At 73.4% G+C, this 18,731-nt stretch carries 14 protein-coding genes; 10 read left to right on the top strand and 4 right to left on the bottom strand.

Translation table 11 applies throughout. The features are described from left to right. Nucleotides 1–105 precede the first annotated feature (105 nt). The gene (locus tag ABGB06_RS12030) at nucleotides 106–816 is read left to right on the top strand and encodes a hypothetical protein (protein WP_347588213.1); all 711 of its coding nucleotides are present in this window, start codon (nucleotides 106–108) and stop codon (nucleotides 814–816) included. 73 nt (nucleotides 817–889) lie between these two features. On the opposite strand, the gene ABGB06_RS12025 is transcribed toward ABGB06_RS12030, so the two are convergent. Next, a complete protein-coding gene (locus tag ABGB06_RS12025; RefSeq protein ID WP_347588211.1) occupies nucleotides 890–1,381 on the bottom strand; it encodes a hypothetical protein in 492 nt (163 codons plus the stop codon). A 497-nt stretch (nucleotides 1,382–1,878) separates the two neighbouring features. On the opposite strand from ABGB06_RS12025, the gene ABGB06_RS12020 reads away from it, so the two are divergent. Together ABGB06_RS12020 and gap are read left to right on the top strand one after the other, a co-directional pair. Continuing rightward, entirely contained in the window at nucleotides 1,879–2,835 is a 957-nt protein-coding gene (locus ABGB06_RS12020; protein ID WP_347588209.1) for a helix-turn-helix domain-containing protein, read from the top strand. 118 nt (nucleotides 2,836–2,953) lie between these two features. Next, nucleotides 2,954–3,952, top strand: coding sequence for a type I glyceraldehyde-3-phosphate dehydrogenase (gap, locus tag ABGB06_RS12015; protein WP_347588207.1), 999 nt, complete (start codon nucleotides 2,954–2,956; stop codon nucleotides 3,950–3,952). A 68-nt stretch (nucleotides 3,953–4,020) separates the two neighbouring features. On the opposite strand, the gene ABGB06_RS12010 is transcribed toward gap, so the two are convergent. Further along, nucleotides 4,021–5,520 carry a protein kinase gene (locus ABGB06_RS12010; RefSeq protein WP_347588205.1) on the bottom strand — a complete coding sequence of 500 codons (1,500 nt, stop codon included), beginning with the start codon at nucleotides 5,518–5,520 and terminating at the stop codon, nucleotides 4,021–4,023. A 338-nt stretch (nucleotides 5,521–5,858) separates the two neighbouring features. Between ABGB06_RS12010 and ABGB06_RS12005 the strand changes: the two genes are divergently transcribed. Together ABGB06_RS12005 and ABGB06_RS12000 are read left to right on the top strand one after the other, a co-directional pair. Continuing rightward, complete coding sequence (locus ABGB06_RS12005; protein WP_347588203.1) at nucleotides 5,859–6,989, top strand: substrate-binding domain-containing protein; 1,131 nt, start codon at nucleotides 5,859–5,861, stop codon at nucleotides 6,987–6,989. A gap of 513 nt (nucleotides 6,990–7,502) precedes the next feature. Further along, entirely contained in the window at nucleotides 7,503–8,144 is a 642-nt protein-coding gene (locus ABGB06_RS12000; RefSeq protein ID WP_347588406.1) for a peptidoglycan recognition family protein, read from the top strand. Nucleotides 8,145–8,211: 67 nt separating this feature from the next. Here ABGB06_RS12000 and ABGB06_RS11995 read toward each other — a convergent pair whose 3' ends face one another. After that, on the bottom strand, nucleotides 8,212–9,096 hold the full coding sequence (locus tag ABGB06_RS11995; RefSeq protein WP_347588201.1) for a glycerophosphodiester phosphodiesterase family protein: 885 nt from the start codon (nucleotides 9,094–9,096) through the stop codon (nucleotides 8,212–8,214). A gap of 267 nt (nucleotides 9,097–9,363) precedes the next feature. On the opposite strand from ABGB06_RS11995, the gene ABGB06_RS11990 reads away from it, so the two are divergent. Together ABGB06_RS11990 and ABGB06_RS11985 are read left to right on the top strand one after the other, a co-directional pair. Next, nucleotides 9,364–11,520 (top strand): prolyl oligopeptidase family serine peptidase, encoded by a 2,157-nt coding sequence (locus ABGB06_RS11990; RefSeq protein ID WP_347588199.1) that lies wholly within the window; start codon nucleotides 9,364–9,366, stop codon nucleotides 11,518–11,520. A 237-nt stretch (nucleotides 11,521–11,757) separates the two neighbouring features. Further along, complete coding sequence (locus ABGB06_RS11985) at nucleotides 11,758–12,669, top strand: lysozyme (protein ID WP_347588197.1); 912 nt, start codon at nucleotides 11,758–11,760, stop codon at nucleotides 12,667–12,669. Nucleotides 12,670–12,769: 100 nt separating this feature from the next. Here the strand turns inward: ABGB06_RS11985 and ABGB06_RS11980 are convergent, their stop codons facing one another. Next, the gene (locus ABGB06_RS11980) at nucleotides 12,770–13,960 is read right to left on the bottom strand and encodes an abortive phage infection protein (RefSeq protein ID WP_347588195.1); all 1,191 of its coding nucleotides are present in this window, start codon (nucleotides 13,958–13,960) and stop codon (nucleotides 12,770–12,772) included. Between the two features lie 242 nt (nucleotides 13,961–14,202). Here ABGB06_RS11980 and ABGB06_RS11975 point away from each other — a divergent pair, with 242 nt between their 5' ends. The 3 genes from ABGB06_RS11975 to ABGB06_RS11965 all read left to right on the top strand — a co-directional run bounded on the left by ABGB06_RS11975 (nucleotide 14,203) and on the right by ABGB06_RS11965 (nucleotide 18,731). Then, nucleotides 14,203–15,648 (top strand): glycoside hydrolase, encoded by a 1,446-nt coding sequence (locus tag ABGB06_RS11975; protein WP_347588193.1) that lies wholly within the window; start codon nucleotides 14,203–14,205, stop codon nucleotides 15,646–15,648. Between the two features lie 411 nt (nucleotides 15,649–16,059). After that, nucleotides 16,060–17,253: an ROK family transcriptional regulator gene (locus tag ABGB06_RS11970; RefSeq protein WP_347588191.1), complete on the top strand. Its 1,194-nt coding sequence runs from the start codon at nucleotides 16,060–16,062 to the stop codon at nucleotides 17,251–17,253. Nucleotides 17,254–17,459: 206 nt separating this feature from the next. Next, nucleotides 17,460–18,731, top strand: a complete 1,272-nt coding sequence (locus ABGB06_RS11965; RefSeq protein ID WP_347588189.1) for an ROK family transcriptional regulator — start codon at nucleotides 17,460–17,462, stop codon at nucleotides 18,729–18,731.

Raw genomic sequence — 18,731 nt, 5'->3', positions numbered from 1 at the left:
CTCCGAGGAGGTCGGTCGGGACCGTCCCGGAGCCGCGGCCCCGGGTCCCGGCCCGCACCACACACCGTCCCGCCCCGGCGGGACCGACCTAGGGAGACACGAACCGTGAGACGTGCCGCACGAAGATCGTTCCTGAGACTCCTCACCCCGGTGGTCGCCCTGGCGGCGTTCGTCGGGGTGAGCACGTCACCCGCCCACGCCGCCACCTGGTCGACCGACCAGCAGTGGGGCCAGTGGGACAACGGGGGCTACACGCTCTACAACAACATCTGGGGCGGCGGCGCCGGATACCAGGGCATGTGGGCCAACAGCTACAGCAACTGGGGCGTGTGGGCCAACCACCCGAACACCGGCGGCATCAAGTCCTACCCCAACGCCAAGCGCGTGGTGAACCGCAACCTCAACCAGCTCTCCTCGCTCACCAGCACCTTCAACGTCAGCGTCCCGTCGGCGGGCGCGTACAACACCGCGTACGACATCTGGGACACCGACTACGACCACGAGGTCATGCTCTGGATGAACTGGTACGGCCCGGTCGGCCCGCTGGGGACGTACCAGACCCAGGTCAGCGTCGGCGGCCACACCTGGGACGTCTACCGGGGCAGCAACGGCAGCAACAACGTCTACTCGTTCATGCGCACCGGCGACACCTCCGCCGGCACCGTCGACATCCTGCCCATCCTCCGCTGGATCGCCGGCCGCGGCTGGATCAGCTCCAGCGAGCCCATCGGCGACGTCCAGTTCGGCTACGAGATCACCTCGTCGTCGGGCGGACTCGACTTCGTCACCAACCAGTTCAGCGTCAGCTACCAGTGATCCGCGGGCCTCACGTGTGAGGTAGCGCCCGTGCCCCGGCGGCACCGCCCACCGCCGGGGCACCGGCCGGAGATCAGGGGCGGTCGGTCGTCCGGGGCTGGCCGCAGGTGCCGGGGGCGGTGGCCGGGTCGGTGCCCAACGGGTAGCGGCACACCTGGACGACGATGCGGTCGATGACGGGGGCGGTGATGGACAGGGAGACGGGTTCGGCGCCGTTGTCGGCCTCGGCGGCCCCCTCCTCGACGAGGCGGTCGCCCGAATAGGCGGCGAACGAGGCGACCGCGTATCTCCCGTCGTCCTGGACGAAGTCGCAGACGGCGCTGCCGTCGGTGACCGTGCCCAGGATGTCGACCGTGATGTGCTCGCCTGCGAGGGCCGGTTTCCACGTCATGACGCCCCTGGTGCTGCCCAGCAGGCAGTCGTCGCCGGTGTCGGCGGCGAACTTGGTCTCCGTGCCGGGCGGTTCGGCGTGCGCGGTCAGCGGGACGGCGAACGCCGCCAGCGCGGCGGCGGCCAACACGGCGGCGCGCGGCGCCGTCCGTCCCATGGAGGTGATGCGGCTCATCGTCGGGTCTTCCTTCCGGGGAAGCCGGGTGGCGGATGGCTCGGGGGATGGATCTCGGACGGTGCGGTGGAACGCGCGGTGCCGCGGTGCTGGCCCGACTGCGGGGCGCGCGGCGGCGCCGGCCACCGCCAGAGGGTGGAGCCGTGGGGGAGCCGCCGCAAGACCGCGTGGCCGGATGTGGTCGGGCCGGGCGGCCCGAGGCGGAGACCGGCACGAGGGCCCGCCCCCGGCCCCGGCGCGGGCCGACACCCCCGGCCCCGGCCCCGACCTTGGCGTTGGCCCCGGCCCCGGCTTCGGCCCTGACCCGGCCTCGGCGTTGACCCCGACCTCAGCCTTGGCCCTGGCGTCGACCTCAGCCTTGGACCCGGCCTCGACCCAGACCTCGGCCCTGGCCTCGGCGTTGACTCCGGTGTCGGTCCCGGGCCTCGGCCGTGTCATCGGTGAGTGGGGCCGCGGCCGGCGTGTCGGCGCCGCGCCCCCGCGTACCCTCGTCTCCCGTGTCAGCCTCCCGCCTGCGTCGCGTCGCCGTCCTCGTGCTGGAGGGCGCGAAACCGCTCGACGTCGGCATTCCCGCGCAGGTCTTCACGACCCGCGCGAGCATGCCGTACGAGGTGCGGGTGTGCGGCGCGACGCCCGGCCTCGTGACCGGCGGCGACGGCCTGTCGTACGACGTCGCGCACGGGCTCGACGCGCTGGCCTGGGCCGACATCGTCTTCGTCCCCGGATACCGGTTCCCGGACCGCGACGACCCGCCGCGGGCCGTGATCGACGCGCTGGTCGCCGCCCACGACCGGGGCGCGCGGCTCGCCGCCATCTCGACGGGCGCGTTCGCGCTCGCCGCCACCGGCCTGCTCGACGGCCGGCGCGCCACCACCCACTGGCACTACACCCGGGCGCTGGCGGCGAAGCATCCGCGCGTTCGGGTCGACGAGAACGTCCTGTTCGTCGACGAGGGCAGCGTGCTGACGTCGGCCGGCGCCGCCTCGGGCATCGACCTGTGCCTGCACGTGCTGCGCGGCGACCTCGGGGTGGCCGCGTCGAACTACGCGGCCCGCCGCCTGGTCGCCGCCCCCTACCGCAGCGGGGGCCAGGCGCAGTACGTGCCGCGCAGCGTGCCCGAGCCGCTCGGCGAGCGGTTCGCCGCCACCCGCGAGTGGGCGCTGTACCGGCTCGGCGAGTCCCTCACCCTCGGGGCGCTCGCCCGGCACGCCGGGGTGTCGACCCGGACGTTCTCGCGGCGCTTCGTCGAGGACACCGGGTACACGCCGATGCAGTGGGTGCTGCGCGCCCGGATCGACGTGGCCCGCGAACTCCTCGAACGGTCGGAGCGGAGCGTCGAGCAGATCGCCGCCGACGTCGGCCTCGGCACCGGCGCGAACCTGCGGCTGCACTTCCAGCGCATCCTCGACACCACGCCGAGCGACTACCGGCGCACCTTCGCCCAGGGCGAATGACCCGCCCCCGCGTGGCGAGATCCGGGTGGCGAGATCCTCGCGGACCATGGCGATCGGGCCGCTGTCGCGGGCGGATACCGGGCGCGAACCTGAGGACGAGGAGAAAGGAACAGCTCTCATGACTCGCATCGCCATCAACGGTTTCGGCCGCATCGGACGCAATGTGCTGCGCGCGCTGCTCGAACGCGACAGCGACCTCGATGTCGTCGCCGTCAACGACCTCACGGAGCCCGCCACCCTGGCGCGGCTGCTCGCCTACGACACCACGGCCGGCCGGCTCGGCCGCCCGGTGACCGTCGACGGGGACACCCTCGTCGTCGACGGCCGCCGCATCCGCGTGCTCGCCGAGCGGGAACCCGGGCAGCTGCCGTGGGCCGAGCTCCGCGTCGACGTCGTGCTGGAGGCGACCGGCCGCTTCACGTCGGCCAAGGCCGCCCGCGCCCACCTCGACGCGGGCGCCAGGAAGGTGCTCGTCACCGCGCCGTCGGACGGCGCCGACGTCACGCTCGCGTTCGGCGTCAACACCGACGCGTACGAGCCGGGCCGGCACACCATCGTCTCGAACGCCTCGTGCACGACCAACGCGCTCGCCCCGCTGGCCGCGGTGCTCGACGAGCTCGCCGGCATCGAGCACGGCTTCATGACGACGGTGCACGCCTACACGCAGGAGCAGAACCTGCAGGACGGCCCGCACCGCGACGCCCGCCGCGCCCGCGCCGCCGCCGTCAACATCGTGCCGACCACGACGGGCGCCGCCAAGGCGATCGGCCTCGTGCTGCCGAACCTCGACGGCAAGCTGTCGGGCGACTCGATCCGGGTGCCGGTTCCGGTGGGCTCGATCGTCGAGCTCAACACCACCGTCGCCCGCGACGTGACCCGCGACGACGTGCTGGCGGCGTACCGCGCCGCGGCGGAGGGGCCGCTGGCCGGCATCCTCGAGTACTCGGAGGATCCGCTGGTGTCCTCGGACATCACGGGCAACCCCGCCTCGTCGATCTTCGACTCCGCCCTCACCCGCGTCGACGGCCGCCACGTCAAGGTCGTCGCCTGGTACGACAACGAGTGGGGCTTCTCCCACCGGGTGATCGACACGGTCACCCTGCTCGCCGCCTCCTGACCGGACCCCGCCGAGGACGAGGGGGGCCGCCTCCCGATGCCGGGAATCGGCCCCCGCACCGTCCCGCGTCAGCCCCTGAGCACCCGGCCGTGGGAGTCGGTGCTGGTGCTGCTGGCCAGGAAGATGATGCCGTCGATGATGGCCCAGACGCCCCAGCCGCCGCAGGTCAGCAACTGGGCGATGCCCATGCCCGTGTGGCCGGTGTAGAAGCGGCCGACGCCGAAGACGCCGAGGAAGATCTGGAGCAGGCCGGCGACGACCTTCGACTTGTTGGAGAGCGGCCGCCCGAGGTGGTCGTAGCCGAACGGCGAGTACGGCACGTACGCGGCGGCCACCGGGTAGCCGACCGGGGGATACCCGACCGCGGGGCGCGGATGCATCGGCGCGGGCTGGGGCCAGGGCGAGGTCGCGTGCGGCGGCACGGCGTAGCCGGGCATCGGCGTCGGATACGAGGACGGCGTGTGGCCCGGCATCGGCGTCGGAAAGCTTGACGGCGTGTGGCCGGGCGCCGGCGCGGGATAGGGCGACGGCGTGTGGCCGGGCGCCGGCGTGGCGTGGGACGGCGGCGGGCTCGGCGGGTGCGGGGTGCCGCTCGCCGACGACGTCATGGTCGGCATGTTGTGGGGCGTCGACGGCTCCTGCTGGGACACCCGGGTCCCGGTCGGATCGTCGGAGGCGGGGGAGCGGCCGTCCAGGGCGAGCAGCCGCGCCGCCTCCTTGCCGAGCCGGGCGGTCAGCGCGGGCGGCAGCCACACTCCCTCGGCCGCGTCCGGGTCCTGGTGGCGCGCGGCCTCCTCGGCGATCTCCGCCGGAACGGGGCGCTGCGCCGGGTCCTTGGCCAGGCAGCGTTCCACCAGTGCGCGCAGCGGCCCGGTCAGGTCGTCCAGGGCGGGCGGTTCGGTGAGGACCCGGTGCATCAGCGTGTGGGCGGCGGAGTCGATGCCGCCGAAGGGGCCGTTTCCGGTGGCCGCGTAGGCCAGCACGGCGCCGAGGCCGAAGACGTCGCTCGCCTCCGTGGAGCGCTCGCCGCGGATCTGCTCGGGGGACATGTAGCCGGGCGAGCCCACCGCCGCGCCGGTGCGGGTCGCGACGCTGACGTCGGTCGCGCGGGCGATGCCGAAGTCGATGACGCGCGGGCCCTCCAGGGTGATCAGCACGTTCGACGGTTTGAGGTCGCGGTGCGTCACGCCCGCCTCGTGCACCGCCGCCAACGCCCTGGCCAGTCCCTCCGCGAGCCGCCACACCGCGAACTCGGGGAGCGCGCCGTGCAGTTCGTCCACCACCCGGGTCAGGGACGGGCCGGGCACGAAGCCGGTGGCCAGCCAGGGGATGTCCGCCTCCACGTCGGAGTCGAGCACCGGCATGGTCCACTCGCCGGACACCCGCCGGGCGGCGGCGACCTCATGCCGGAAACGACGCCGGAACTCCGGCTCCTGGGCGAGGTGCGGATGGATCAGCTTCACCGCGACGGTCCGCCCGTCCGGCGACCGGCCGAGGAACACCTGGCCCATCCCACCGGTGCCCAGCCGTCCCAACAACCGGTAACTGCCCAGCTCACGTGGGTCCATGGCGGTGAGCGGCTTCACGAGTCGTTCCCGTTCGCCGGTCCGATCGCCCGCACCGCCGCGGGCACTGTCACCACTAGCACCTGTCGTTCCCCCTTGAGGCCCCCGCCTCAGGGACGAGACGGTCGCGTCCCACATTGTGGCGCGTCGCCGCCGCCCGGAGGACCCTTTCGCGCGACCTGCCTGCGACCTGCCTGCGACCGGCCAGCGACCGGCCCGGGGCCGCACGCGCCGGGCGCACGATGAGCAAGAACTGGTCGACAGGGCGGCCGGCTTCTCAGGACTTTCAATTTTCGCCTACGATGCACCACAACTGCTCAGGGTCTGGGAGAGGTGCGCGCATGAGTGACCTGCTCGTCGCACAGCGTCAGGAGCTGCTGCTGCGGGAGCTGCGCGCCTCCGGGGCCGTGCGGATCACCGAACTCGCCGCCCGTTTCGGCGTCTCCGGCGGGACGATCCGGCGCGACCTGGCCGATCTCGCCGCCGCCGGGCGGGTGACCAAGGTGCGCGGCGGCGCCGTGCTGGCGGAGCCCACGGGCGACGCCGACGCGAGCACCGGGCCCGAGTCGGCGGAGTCGCCGGGTGCGGGCGCCCCGACCGCCGGGCACACCCTGGGCCTGCTGGTGCCCTCGGCCACCTACTACTACCCGCGGGTCGTCGCGGGCGTGCGGGCCGTCGCCGCCCAGCGGGGGGCCCGGGTCGTCATCGGCCTCACCGACTACGCGCAGCCGCGCGACGCGCGGCAGATCGACGAGCTGTACTCCTCGGGCGTCGCCGGCCTGCTGGTGACCTCGACCGGCGGCCACCACCTCCGCCAGGAGACCCTGGACCGGCTGCGCGCCGGCGGGCTGCCCTTCGTGCTGGTGGAACGCCAGCCGGAGAGTCCGTACGAGCCGTGCGAGTTCGTGGTGTCCGACCACCGGCAGGGCGCCTACTCGGCGGTGCGCCACCTGCGGGACCTGGGGCACGACCGGGTCGGCCTCTACACCAACGGCAGTCCCACGGCGTCGCTGGTCCGCGAGGGCCACGCCGCGGCCGTCGAACGGCTCGACCTGGTGCCGGCGGCCCCGGCCCTGGACGGCGGCCGGCCGACCCTCGGCTCCGAGGAGGCGGCCCGCCAGTACGACGCGTTCATCGAGGCGTGCCTGGCCAGCGGCACCCGCGCCGCGCTGGTGCACTCCGACCACGACGCCATCGAGCTGATGCAGCGGCTGCGCGCCCGGGGACTGCGCACCCCCGAGGACATGGCGCTGGTGGCCTACGACGACGAGATCGCCGCGCTGGCCGACGTGCCGCTCACCGCCGTCGCGCCGCCCAAACAGGAGATCGGCGAGCAGGCGGCGCGGCTCCTCCTCGACCGACTCGACGCCACGGAGCCGGTGTCGGCCCGTCAGCTCACCGTGCAGCCCCGCCTGATCGTCCGCGAGTCCTGCGGCGCGGCGCCCACCGAGGCCGCGGCGCGCGAGTCCTGAGCCGACGCTGTCGGCCGGGACGCCCGAGCCGGCGTCCGCCGGGGCGTCCGGAGGGCGGTGTCCAGGAGGGTGGTGTCCAGGAGGGCGGCGCGTCGTCCGGGTGCTCGGGCACGGACCACGGCTGCCGGTCGTCCGGCTGGATCATCGGCACTCCCCCTCTGCTCGCTCTGCTCGCGCGGACGGCGGTGCTCTGGGCGTGATGTGGGGGTGGAGCGATGGTGGCGGTAAAGTCCGTGCCCCGGCGCGGAGTTTGCGCAGAATGTGATGACATTGTGATGGATCGTGGGTCGTGGCGGCCATGCCCGCCTTCAGGGCGTGAAAGTTGTGAGCGGCCAGGCCGCATCGCCCCAGGCGTATCCCTTCTTCACAGGTCTCGACCATAGAGGCGACCTGACGGCTCTTCACGCCGCCCGGGTCTACGTGCGTCACTATGACGTGGCCTCGACAACTGTCCCCCCACCGGGCCGTTCCGAAGGAGAAACCGTGGACCGCGAGTACGCGATTCGCCGCCGGATGCTGTTCGCCGCCGCCGCGGGAGTCACCGCGGCGGGCGTCGCCGGCGCCGCGCTGCCGGGCACCGCCGGAGCGGCCCCGACCGCCGCCGCTCCCCAACCGCAGATCGATGGCACCGAGGTGTGGGGCGCGCGACCCCCGGCCGGAACCATCGACATACTCGACTACACGCCGAGCATGATCATCATCCACCACGCGGTGAGCGCGAACACCAACGACTTCTCGCAGACCCAGGCGCACGCCCACGCGCGCTGGGTGCAGAACCTGCACATGGACGACAACGGCTGGTCCGACACCGGCTACAACTTCGTTGTCAGCCGCGGCGGTTGGATCACCGAGGGTCGGCACCGGAGCCTGGAGACGCTGCTCGGCGGCACCAGCTTCGTGTTCGGCGCGCACACCTCGGGCCAGAACACCAACGGCATCGGCATCTGCAACGAGGGCGCGTACCACGACGGCGCGGTCCCGCCGACCGAGCAGTGGGACTCCGTGGTCGCCCTGTGCGCGTACGCCTGCCAGCAGTACGGCATCCCGCCGACCGAGCTCTACGGACACATGGACTTCGGCGCGACCCTGTGCCCCGGCATCTTCCACGACATGCTGCCGCAGTTGCGTGAGGAGGTCGCGGCCGCGATGGGCTGACGCCCCTGCGACCGACCACCCCGGCCGGGCCGGCGCATCCGCGCGGCCCGGCCGAACGGCGCCCGGATCAGGGCTGGGTGAGCGACTGCGGGAAGTCCGTGATGATGCCGTCGACGCCGAGGTCGACCATCCGCCGCATCGCGCCGGGCTCGTCCACGGTCCACACGTTGATCACCATGCCCAGCTCGTGCACCCGGTCCACCAGCGCCTGGTCGGTCACCGTGTACTGCGGGTTCACCTGGTCCGCCCAGGCGCTCAGCGCGACCAGTTCCTCCTCCGTGGGCCGCTCCGCGTCCAGCAGGCCGATCGGCACGCCGGGCAGCAGCGCGTTGAACTCCTGCGCGTCGTCCAGCTCGAAGGACTGCACCGCGAGCCGGTCGGCGGACAGCGCCCGCGCCACGTAGCCGGGCCGGGCCTGGAGGAACTCGGCGAAGTCGGTCGCGATGCCCTCGTAGTGGCCGCACGGGCTGATCTCGGCCAGCAGCCCGGTCCGGCCGTCCACCTGGCGCACCACCTGGTCCACCGTCATCAGCGGCTCGCCGGCGAAGTCCTCGTGGAACCAGGAGCCCGCGTCCAGCCGGCGCAGCTGGTTCCAGGTGAAGTCCGAGACCCGGTAGCTGGACCGGTTGGGGAAGACCTCCTCGATGTCGGTGGTCCGCTCCATCGTGCAGTCGTGGAAGTTGACCAACCTGCCGTCCCTGGTGCGCTGGACGTCGATCTCCACGAAGTCGGCGCCCTGCTCGATGGCGAGCTCGTTGGCGACCACCGTGTTCTCCGGCGCCATCCCCGACGAGCCGCGGTGCGCGATGACGTCGGGTCCAGACCCCTCGGCGGCCAGCGCCGCCGCGGGGGCCAGCGCCAGGGTGAGGGCCAGACCACCCACCACGGTGGCCAGCGCCGCCCCACTCGGTCTGCGGGCCCGACCGCCTCGGGACACCTGAGCTGCTCTCATCACGACCTCCTGTGCTCGACGAACGGCTGTGACGCTGACGCGCGGACGTTACACGGGAGCGGCCTGGGCCTGGCCGGATCAGGAGCAGCGCGTGACCAGTCGGCGGTCGGTCGGGGGTCGACGCCGCCCGACGTCATCCCGGACGGCCGGGTCGGGGCGGCGTCTGATAGCGTCCCGGGGACGGAACGCGTCCGTAGTGTTCCGTAGTGTTCTGTGGCGTTCCGCGGTATGTGCCGGCTCCAGGTCGATTGACCTGGAGCCTTTTTCATGTCCGACACCGATCCGTCCGTCGAGAGTGAGAGGCACATGGACATCCCCGAACATGTGGAGAAGTTCCCCCGTCAGTACGCCCGGACCCGCCGGTTCTCGCTGGGCGCGCCACGCGACGTCACCGTCTCCGGGGACGGGGAGCGGGTGCTCTTCCTGCGGTCCGTCTCCGGGACGGAGCCGCGCGCCCTGCTGTGGTGTCACGAGGCCGGCGCCGAACGGCTGCTCGCCGACCCCGGCGACGCCGCGGGCGTGACGGCCTACGCGGCCGACGCCGAGGCGCGGCTGGTGGCCTACGTCGCGGGCGGCGCGCTGTGGACCGTGCGCACCGACGGCGGCGCGCCACGCCGCCTGCCGACCGCGGGCCCCGAACCCGTCGGGGACCCGCGGCCCTCGCCCGCCGGCGACCACGTGGCGTACCTCGCCGGCGGTGTGCTGCGGGTGCTGCGCGCGGACGGCACGGACGACAGGCCACTGGCCGACCCCGGCGCCGACCCGGGTGCGGCACCCGACGGGACCGGCGACGTGACCTACGGCCGGGCCGCCTACTACGCGGCGGAGGCCAACACGGGCCCGCGCGGCTACTGGTGGTCGCCCGGCGGCGACGCCCTCCTGGTGGCCAGGGTGGACGCCTCGCCGGTGCGCCGCCGCCACCTCGCCGACCCCACGGACCCCGAACGTCCGGCCACCACCCACCGCTATCCGGCCGCCGGCACGCCCAACCCGCGCGTCACGCTGCACCTTCTCGGCCTCGACGGCGGTCACGTCCCGGTGCGGCTGCCGGCCGAGGTGCCCACCGCCGAGGCCCCGGCGGACGGTTGGGGCCCCGCCTTCGAGTACGTCATCGCCGACTGGACGCACGCCGCCCCGCTGGTCACCGTGCAGAGCCGCGACCAGCGCACGGCCTGGATACTCCGGGTCGATCCCGCGGACGGCTCCGTCGAGACGCTGCACCGGACGACCGACGAGGACTGGGTGGCGGTCACCCCCGGCACCCCGGCGCTGACCGCCGCCGGCCTGCCGGTGCTGCCGGAGGTGCGCGGCGACACCCGCACCGTCCGGATCGGTGACGTCGTCGGCCCCGAGGGGCTCCAGGTGCGCGAGGTGCTGGCCGCGGTCGGCGAACGGGTGTGGTTCACCGCCAGCGAGGAGCCGACCGAGACGCATGTGTGGAGCCACGCGGCCGGGCGCGGCTTCGAGCGGCTGACGACCGAGCCGGGCGTGCACCGGGCCGTCGCCGGCGGCGACACGCTCGTGCTGGACAGCCGGACCGAGGACGGGCAGACGGTGACGGTGCTGCGCGGCGGCCGGACCGCCGGCCGGCTCGCGGTGCTGACCGAGGAGCCGCTCGTCACGCCCCGCGCGACGCGTCTGACGCTCGGCCGGCGCGAGTCGTACGGCCGGCTGCACCTGCCGTCCTGGTACGAGCCGGGCGCGGGCCGGCTCCCGGTGCTGCTCTGCCCCTACGGCGGCCCGGCGGTGCAGGTCGTCACCCGGGCCCGGGGGTGGTGGAGCCTGGCCGCCCAGTGGTTCGCCGAACAGGGCTTCGCGGTGCTCGCCGTGGACGGTCGCGGCACCCCGGGCCGCGGCGTCGCCTGGCTACGGGCGATCCGCGGCGACCGGCTGGGCCCCGTCCTCGACGACCAGATCGACGCGCTGCACGACGCGGCCGAGCGCTCCGACGCGCTCGACCTCGACCGGGTGGGCATCCGCGGCTGGTCCTACGGCGGCTACCTGGCGGCCGGGGCGGTGCTGCGCCGGCCCGACGTGTTCCACGCCGCGGTCGCCGGGGCGGCGCCGACCGACCGCCGGCTGTACAACGCGTGCTGGGAGGAGCGCTATCTGGGCCATCCGGAGCTGCATCCCGAGAACTACGCGCGCAGTTCGCTGCTGCCGCACGCGGCGGGGCTGAGCCGCCCGCTGATGCTGGTGCACGGGCTCGCCGACGAGAACGTGGGACCGGTCCACGCCTTCCGGCTCTCGGCCGCGCTGCTCGCCGCCGGGCGCCCGCACACCGTGCTGCCGCTGCCCGGCGTCGGCCACCTCGTCGACCGCGAGGGCACGGCGGACGCCCTGCTCCGCCTCGAACTCGACTTCCTCCGGCGAGCCCTGACCCCTCGGGACACTCCGAACCCTCCGACCACTCCGAACACCTGACGCGCCCTAGAGGAGGCGGCGGTTCCGGCTTCCCGAGCTGAAAGTTTCCGCCGCCTCACGCGCATCACCGCAGGCGCGACCCGTACTCATTGGTACAGACCATAGAGTTCACATGAAAGGTCTTCACATCGTGGGGGTCTACGTGCGTCACTCGTGACGCGACCTCGTAAAGGGCGTGCAAAGCACTGCTGATCCGTCCCCCCATCGGCGATCTTCCGGATGCCTCAGGAGACAGTCATGCTTTCCCGCAGATCCCTTCCCTCACTCGTCGCGCGCTCCCGCCTCAGGCCCGCCGTCCTCGTCGGCGTGCTCACGGCGGTCTTCGCGCTGCTGCTGACCAGCCCGCAGACGGCCGGCGCCGCCCCGGCCGCGATCCCCTCGGGCCCGCCGTCGGGCACCCTCACCACCGACTCGCTCGAGCCCGGCGAGGCGTACATGGGCGTCGGCACCCAGATACACGAGGGTGTCGAGGCCGACGACGGCGTCAGCACCCTCGACACCAGCGGCACCCAGGGCATCGACATCTCGCACTGGCAGGGCTCGATCAACTGGTCCTCCGTGCGGTCCGCGGGCATCCAGTTCGCCTGGATGAAGGCGACCGAGGGCACCACCTACACGGACCCCAGGTTCGACACCAACTACCCGGCCGCGCACGCCGCCGGCGTGATCCGCGGCGCGTACCACTTCGCCCGTCCCGACGTCTCCAGCGGCGCGACGCAGGCGAACTTCTTCGCGTCCAACGGCGGCGCCTGGTCGGCCGACAACCTGACGCTCCCCGGCGTGCTGGACATCGAGGCCAACCCGTACGGGTCGTCCTGCTACGGCCTGTCCACCTCCTCGATGCGGAGCTGGATCCAGGACTTCTACAACACCTACAAGGCGCGCACCGGCCGCGACGTCGTCATCTACACGTCGCCGAGCTGGTGGAACAGCTGCACCGGCAGCTGGTCCGGCATGGCCTCGCAGTCGCCGCTGTGGGTGGCGCACTGGACCACCGGCAGCCCGACCCTGCCAGGCGGCTTCGGGGTCTACACGGTCTGGCAGTACACCTCGACGGGCTCCGTCAGCGGCGTCTCGGGGAACGTGGACCGGAACAAGTTCAACGGCTCGCGGGACCGGCTGCTCGCCCTGGCCAACAACACCGCCTGAGCCCTCCGTTCGGACGACCGCGTTCCGACGCCCCCGTTCCGACGCCCTCGTGCCGCCGCGCGGCGGAGCCGGTGACCACGGCTCCGCCGCGCGGCGGCGGTCAGCGGCGCGCGGCCCGCGCGAACCGCTCCGCCACCGCGTGGAACGCCTCCTTCGGCTCCCAGTGCCAGCCGGCCGCCGGGTCCAGGAAGTCCTCGCGGATCGGCTTCGTGAGGCTGTAGCTCGCCATGTCCAGGTCGTAGCGGGGGTCCGGCGAGTGCGGGGAGTCCGGGCTGACGAAGCTGTACACCAGCGCCGCGTAGAGATTCATCGATTCGTAGACGTCGAGCACCTCGGCGAGGTACTCGGCCTGGGTCCGCTCGCTGCGCACCAGATCGCCTCTGATCTCCGCCGGCTCCTTCGTGTAGTCGACGCTGTACCAGCCCATGCCGCCGTCCCGCGGGGCGCCCTCGTAGGTGCAGGTGCCGCATTCGGTGATCGCCACCGGCTTGCCCCAGCGCCGGTACGGCGCGAGATCCGCGGCGTAGCCCGACCGGTCGGGGTGGTACTCGTAGTAGTCGACGCTGACGACGTCGAAGAGGTCCCAGTCGACCTCGTCGCCGTGCGCCGCGCCGTACGTCAGCGGGCCGCCGAAGACGGACCTGCCGACCGCGGTCGACCGCTCGATGAAGTCGGTCAGCCGCCGCTGCATCAGCTCCGGGTCGAAGTTCCCGTCGAGCACGTTCTCGATCCGCTCCAGCACGTTGTCGCCCGGCACGATGCCGGGCACGAACAGCAGGAACTCGCAGCCGACGCTCAGGTGCACGTCCGCGCCCTGGCGGCGCAGCCGCTCCGCCACCCGGCCCGTCTCCGCCAGATGGTCCAGGATCTCCCGCTTCGGACGGTCGGCGAGCCGCGGCTGGAGCCAGACCCGCAGGCCGCGTTCGGCCGCCTCGGTCGCCGTGGCGGCGAGCCGTTCCACGCCGTCGCCGAACACCCCGACGGAGGTGGCGTGCAGTTCGTCGCGGATCACCCGCAGGTCCCGGCGCATCCGGCGGGCGCTCCAGCCGGTCGCCGGCGACTCGCCCGACACGCACTCGTAGAGCACGCCGCGGTGCGTCAGCCCGCCGCCGCCCGCACCCGCCCCACCGGTCCCCGCCTCGCTCCCCGCTCCGGTCCCGGCACCCGTCCTGGTGCCGGCGCCGGCCGTGCCCAGGCCGCCCGTCGCCCCGAGCGCTCCCACCGCCGCCGCGACGCCGAGGGCCCCGCCCCCGGCCAGGAACCGCGCCCGGCTGATCGTCCGCTTCCCCATGTCCGCCTCCGCCTCCCCGTGCTCTCCGTTCGACCAACGGCCCTCAGCCTCCCGAGCGAAGGCCCCGCGCGCAGTCGGTCGATGGTGTCCCCGCCGCCGACCGAGGTACGCGAACTCCCGCCCCCACACGGCACTTTGGTGCCGGACCGATTGACCGGGGTCCGGGGCGTCCCTAGCGTGTGGCTCGCTTACGGAAGTCTTCCGGAAGTTTTCAGGGGGCCATCACAGAGAGGTGAGTTCTCGTGATCACGCTGATCCGCGCGGCCCTGGTCGGGACCCTGGCCGCGACCCTGCTACCCCTGGCCTCGGCGTCCGCCGACGAGACCGACGCGCGCCTGGCCGCCGGCACCATCGACCTCGGGGCGGCGCGGCAGTCCATCGACGGCTTCGGCATCTCCGAGGCGTTCCAGCGCGCCGCCCTGATGAACGGCGCCGAGGTGAACGGCGCCGAGGGACTGACCCCCGAGCACCAGCGGGAGGTGCTGGACCTGCTGTTCGACCAGGAGGCGGGCGCCGGCTCCAGCATCCTGCGGCTGGGCATCGGCTCCTCGTCGGACGAGGTCTACGACCACATGAAGTCGATCCAGCCGACCAACCCCGGCGGCCCGAACGCCGAGCCGCGGTACGTCTGGGACGGCTACGACGGCGGGCAGGTGTGGCTGGCCCAACAGGCCCAGGAGTACGGCGTGGAGCGGTTCTACGCCGACGCCTGGAGCGCGCCCGGCTACATGAAGACCAACGGTTCGGACGCGAACGGCGGCACGCTGTGCGGGCTGCCCGGCGCCCAGTGCGCGAGCGGCGACTGGCGTCAGGCGTACGCCGACTACCTCGTGCAGTACGCGCGGTTCTACGCCGAGGAGGGCGTCGAGATCACCGACCTCGGCTTCACCAACGAGCCCGACCTGGCCACCTCCTACGCCTCGATGCAGCTCAGCCCGCAGCAGGCCGTGGACATGGTGAAGGTGCTCGGCCCGACCGTCGCGGCCTCCGAGTTCCCCGAGATGAACGTGCTGTGCTGCGACGCCGCCGGCTGGGAGGTGCAGCGGCCGTACAGCGCCGCCATCGAGGCCGACCCGGTGGCCGCGGGCATCGTCGACGTGCACACCGGACACCCGTACGTGAATCCCGCCCGCAGCCCGCTGCCCACCGACCAGCCGACCTGGATGTCCGAGTGGAACCCGAACGGCGACCGCTGGACCGAGGCGTGGGACGACGGCACCGGCTACGACGGGATGAGCCTCGCCGAGGACATCCACGCGACGCTCGCGCAGGCCGGGGCGAGCGCGTACGTCTACTGGTTCGGTGCCTCGATCGGCGCCACCCGCGCCCTGATCCAGCTGGACGGCGCCGACTACCACGTCTCCGACCGGCTGTGGGCGCTGGCCGCGTACAGCCGCTTCATCCGCCCCGACGCGACCCGGATCGCCGCCGAGTCGGGCGGCGGCGGGGTGAACGCCACCGCCTTCCGCAACGCGGACGGCAGCGTCGTGGTGGAGATACTGAACACCGGCTCCGGCACGGTCAGTCAGACCTTCGACCTGACCGGTGGCGCGGCGCCGGACGGCGGCTCGGTCTATCTCACCGACGAGACCCACGCGGTGGAGCGGATCGGCGACGCCACGGTGACGGACGGCCGGCTCGCCGTGCAGCTGGCGCCGCGGTCGCTCACCACGGTGGTGCTCGACTAGCCGGGACCGCGTGGCGCGTGGCGCGCGGAGCCGACCGACTATCGGCCTGGGGTTGCGGATTGAAGACCGGCCCCGTTGACCATTGCCCGATAGATGTGTAACTTCCGCCGGAACCCGGCGAAAGGCGGGAGTTGATCATGAATAACGCTCAGCGAAGCGGCCGGCGCGTTGCACCCCGGCCCCACCAGGGCCACCATCGCGGCGGCCACCGGCACGGGAACGGCCCGGCCGGTGGCCCGCCGCGGCGGCGCGCACACGCCCCACGACGGCGGGTCGACGCCCATGTCCGATGACCTGAGGGCCGGCGCGGCGGGGCGCGAGGGCGCCGCGGGGCACGAACGGGCCGGTTCGGACCAGACGAATACCAGCCAACTTTCGACGCAAACTTTCGAAAGCTGGCATGATCTGGGCATGGCCTACACACTCGCCGGACGCCCGGAAACGCCCACCCAGGCACGCGTGCTGAAGCTGCTGCGCGACGAGGGACCGCTCTCCCGGGTGGAGCTCGCCGACCGGCTGGGCGTGTCCCGCACCACCATGGCCGGCGAGGTGACCCGCCTCACCGAGCTCGGGCTCGCCGAACGAGCCGGTCCCGCCGCCTCCCGCGGTGGCCGGCGCTCGACGCTGGTCGACCTCTCCTCCGAACTGCGCTTCGTCGGCATCGCCATCGGCGCCACCGCCATGTCGGTGGCCGTCACCGACGGCCGGTTGGCGGTGCTCGGGCAGCGCTACGTGGAGATGGACGTGCGCCTCGGCCCCGAACACGTGCTGGCCAGGGCCCTGGAGCTGACCCGCAAGGTGCTCTCGGAACAGGGCGTGGAGCGCCCGGCCGGCGCCGGCATCGGCGTGCCGGGGCCGTGCGACTTCCACAGCGGCGTGCCCGTCTCGCCGCCCATCATGCCCGGCTGGGACGGCTATCCGGTGCGCGAGTCGCTCGCCCGCGAACTGGGCTGCCCGGTGCTGCTGGACAACGACGTGAACGTGATGGCGCTGGGCGAACAGCACTCCGGGGTGGCCAAGACCGCCAGGGACTTCCTGTTCGTCAAGATCGGCACCGGCGTCGGCTGCGGCATCGTCGTGGACGGCCAGCTCTACCGCGGCGTGGACGGCTGCGCCGGCGACATCGGGCACATCCGGGTCGAGGAGTTCGGGCCGACCTGCGCCTGCGGCAACACCGGCTGCCTGGAGGCGTTCTTCGGCGGCTCGGCGCTGGCCAGGGACGCGATGGCGGCGGCCCGCGCCGGCCGTTCCCCGGCGCTGGCGACGCGGCTCGCCGAGCGCGGCGAGCTCGACGCCGCCGACGTGGCCGCGGCCATCGCCGAGGGCGACGCGCACGCCGTGCAGCTGATGCGGGACGGCGGACACCGGGTCGGCTGGGTGCTGGCCAGCCTGGTGTCGTTCTTCAACCCGGGCCTGATCGTGATCGGCGGGCGGGTGGCCCGGCTCGGCCATCCGCTGCTCGCGGAGATCCGCGGCGTGGTCTACCGGCGGTCGCTGCCGCTGGCCACCGGCAACCTCCCCGTGGTGCTCAGCGAGATGGGCGACGACGCGGGCGTGGTGGGGGCCGCGGCGCTCATCAGCGACGCCGTCTTCGCCACCCCGTAGGCGGTCACCCGGCACGGTAAACGGCCCGACTTTGTCCAGTCGCCGTCGAAAGTTTCACAACGGTTCGGCATACAAGCGTCCGAGACTGCGAAAATTCTGCCGCCAGGCTCTTGACCGGGCACTCCTGCCTTCCTAGTTTGTTGGGCCATCAGACGAACGTCCGTGACTCATGTCACGGGGACACCGCCAGGGAGGGGAGGCCTCGGGTGAGTGACGGACAGCACCTGCGGCGCCACAACCTGGCCACGGTGCTCCGCGAGCTGCGCGCGGCCGGACCGCGTTCGCGCGCCCGGATCGCCGCCGACACCGGGCTGAACAAGGCCACGGTCTCCAGCCTGGTGGCCGAGCTCGCCGAGCGGGGGCTGGTGCGGGACGGCGAGGTGGAACGCGGCGGCGGCGTCGGCCGGCCCGGGCAGACGGTCGAGATCGACGGCCGGATCTGCGGGCTCGGCGCCGAGGTCACCGTCGACCATCTCGCCGTCCTCGTACTCGACCTGCGGGGTGAGGAGATGCTCTACACCCGCACCCCGCTCGACGTGCCCCGGCTGGGCGTCGAGCGCACCCTGGACGAGCTGGCCACCGCCGTCACCACCGGCATCGCCGCGGCCGGCGAGCGCGGCCGGGAGGTGGCGGGCATCACCGTGGCGCTGCCCGGCATGGTGGAGACCGCGCCCGGCGTGCTGCGGCACGCGCCCACCCTGGGCTGGCGCGACGTCGGCGTGGCCGACCAGCTGGCCGCCCGGCTCGCCGACCGCGCCGCGACCGCGGACCGCGAGCTGCGCCCCAGGATCCGCGCCGGCATCCGGGCCGGCGTGCACACCGACAACGCCGCCAACCTCGGCGCCCTGGCGGAGCACACCATGGGCGCCTCGGCCGGCGTGTCCGACCTGCTGTACATCACCGGCGAGACCGGCGTCGGCGGCGGCGTGATCGTCGACGGCGCCCTGCTCCGCGGCACCCAGGGCTACGGCGGCGAGATCGGCCACCTGCCGATCGGCGACCCGGCCCAGCCCTGCGGCTGCGGCCAGTCCGGCTGTTGGGAGACGTCGATCGGGCTGGCCGCCCTGCTCCGCGAGGTGGCCGACCCGTCCGACCGGGTCGCCGACCCGGCCGTCGACCTGGAGGTCCGGCTCGCCGAGATCCGCCGCCGGGCGGAGCTCGGCGACGGCCGAACGCTGCGCGGGCTGCGCGCCATCGGCGTCAGCCTGGGCCTGGGCACGGCCACCCTGATCAACCTGTTCAACCCGCGGGTCCTCATGCTCGGCGGCTACTTCGCGGTGCTCGGCGACTTCTTCCGGGAGGCGCTGGAGGCCGAACTGGACAAGCGGGTGGTGCTGCCGGGACGCGGCGGCTGCCGCATCGAGCTGTCCTCGCTCGGCTTCACCGCGGCCTGCCGCGGCGGCGCCCACGTGGCGCTCGAGGCCGTGCTCACCGACCCCACCTCGGTCCCGACCCGGCTGTCTGGAGGCGCGGCGTGA

It is taken from the genome of Streptomyces sp. B6B3 (assembly GCF_039871525.1).
Classification (GTDB): Bacteria; Actinomycetota; Actinomycetes; order Streptomycetales; family Streptomycetaceae; genus Streptomyces.
The sequence above is the reverse complement of the archived record's forward strand: the minus strand, read 5'-3'. Positions and strand labels throughout refer to the sequence as shown.

What these genes read in the sequence shown, in the direction of transcription:
- ABGB06_RS11985 (WP_347588197.1), top strand. Translation starts at nt 11,758, where the DNA reads ATGCTTTCCCGCAGATCCCTTCCCTCACTCGTCGCGCGCTCCCGCCTC.
- ABGB06_RS12025 (WP_347588211.1), bottom strand. Translation starts at nt 1,381, where the DNA reads ATGAGCCGCATCACCTCCATGGGACGGACGGCGCCGCGCGCCGCCGTG.
- gap (WP_347588207.1), top strand. Translation starts at nt 2,954, where the DNA reads ATGACTCGCATCGCCATCAACGGTTTCGGCCGCATCGGACGCAATGTG.
- ABGB06_RS11995 (WP_347588201.1), bottom strand. Translation starts at nt 9,096, where the DNA reads ATGAGAGCAGCTCAGGTGTCCCGAGGCGGTCGGGCCCGCAGACCGAGT.
- ABGB06_RS11970 (WP_347588191.1), top strand. Translation starts at nt 16,060, where the DNA reads ATGGCCTACACACTCGCCGGACGCCCGGAAACGCCCACCCAGGCACGC.
- ABGB06_RS12005 (WP_347588203.1), top strand. Translation starts at nt 5,859, where the DNA reads ATGAGTGACCTGCTCGTCGCACAGCGTCAGGAGCTGCTGCTGCGGGAG.
- ABGB06_RS12010 (WP_347588205.1), bottom strand. Translation starts at nt 5,520, where the DNA reads ATGGACCCACGTGAGCTGGGCAGTTACCGGTTGTTGGGACGGCTGGGC.
- ABGB06_RS11990 (WP_347588199.1), top strand. Translation starts at nt 9,364, where the DNA reads ATGTCCGACACCGATCCGTCCGTCGAGAGTGAGAGGCACATGGACATC.
- ABGB06_RS12000 (WP_347588406.1), top strand. Translation starts at nt 7,503, where the DNA reads ATGCTGTTCGCCGCCGCCGCGGGAGTCACCGCGGCGGGCGTCGCCGGC.
- ABGB06_RS11980 (WP_347588195.1), bottom strand. Translation starts at nt 13,960, where the DNA reads ATGGGGAAGCGGACGATCAGCCGGGCGCGGTTCCTGGCCGGGGGCGGG.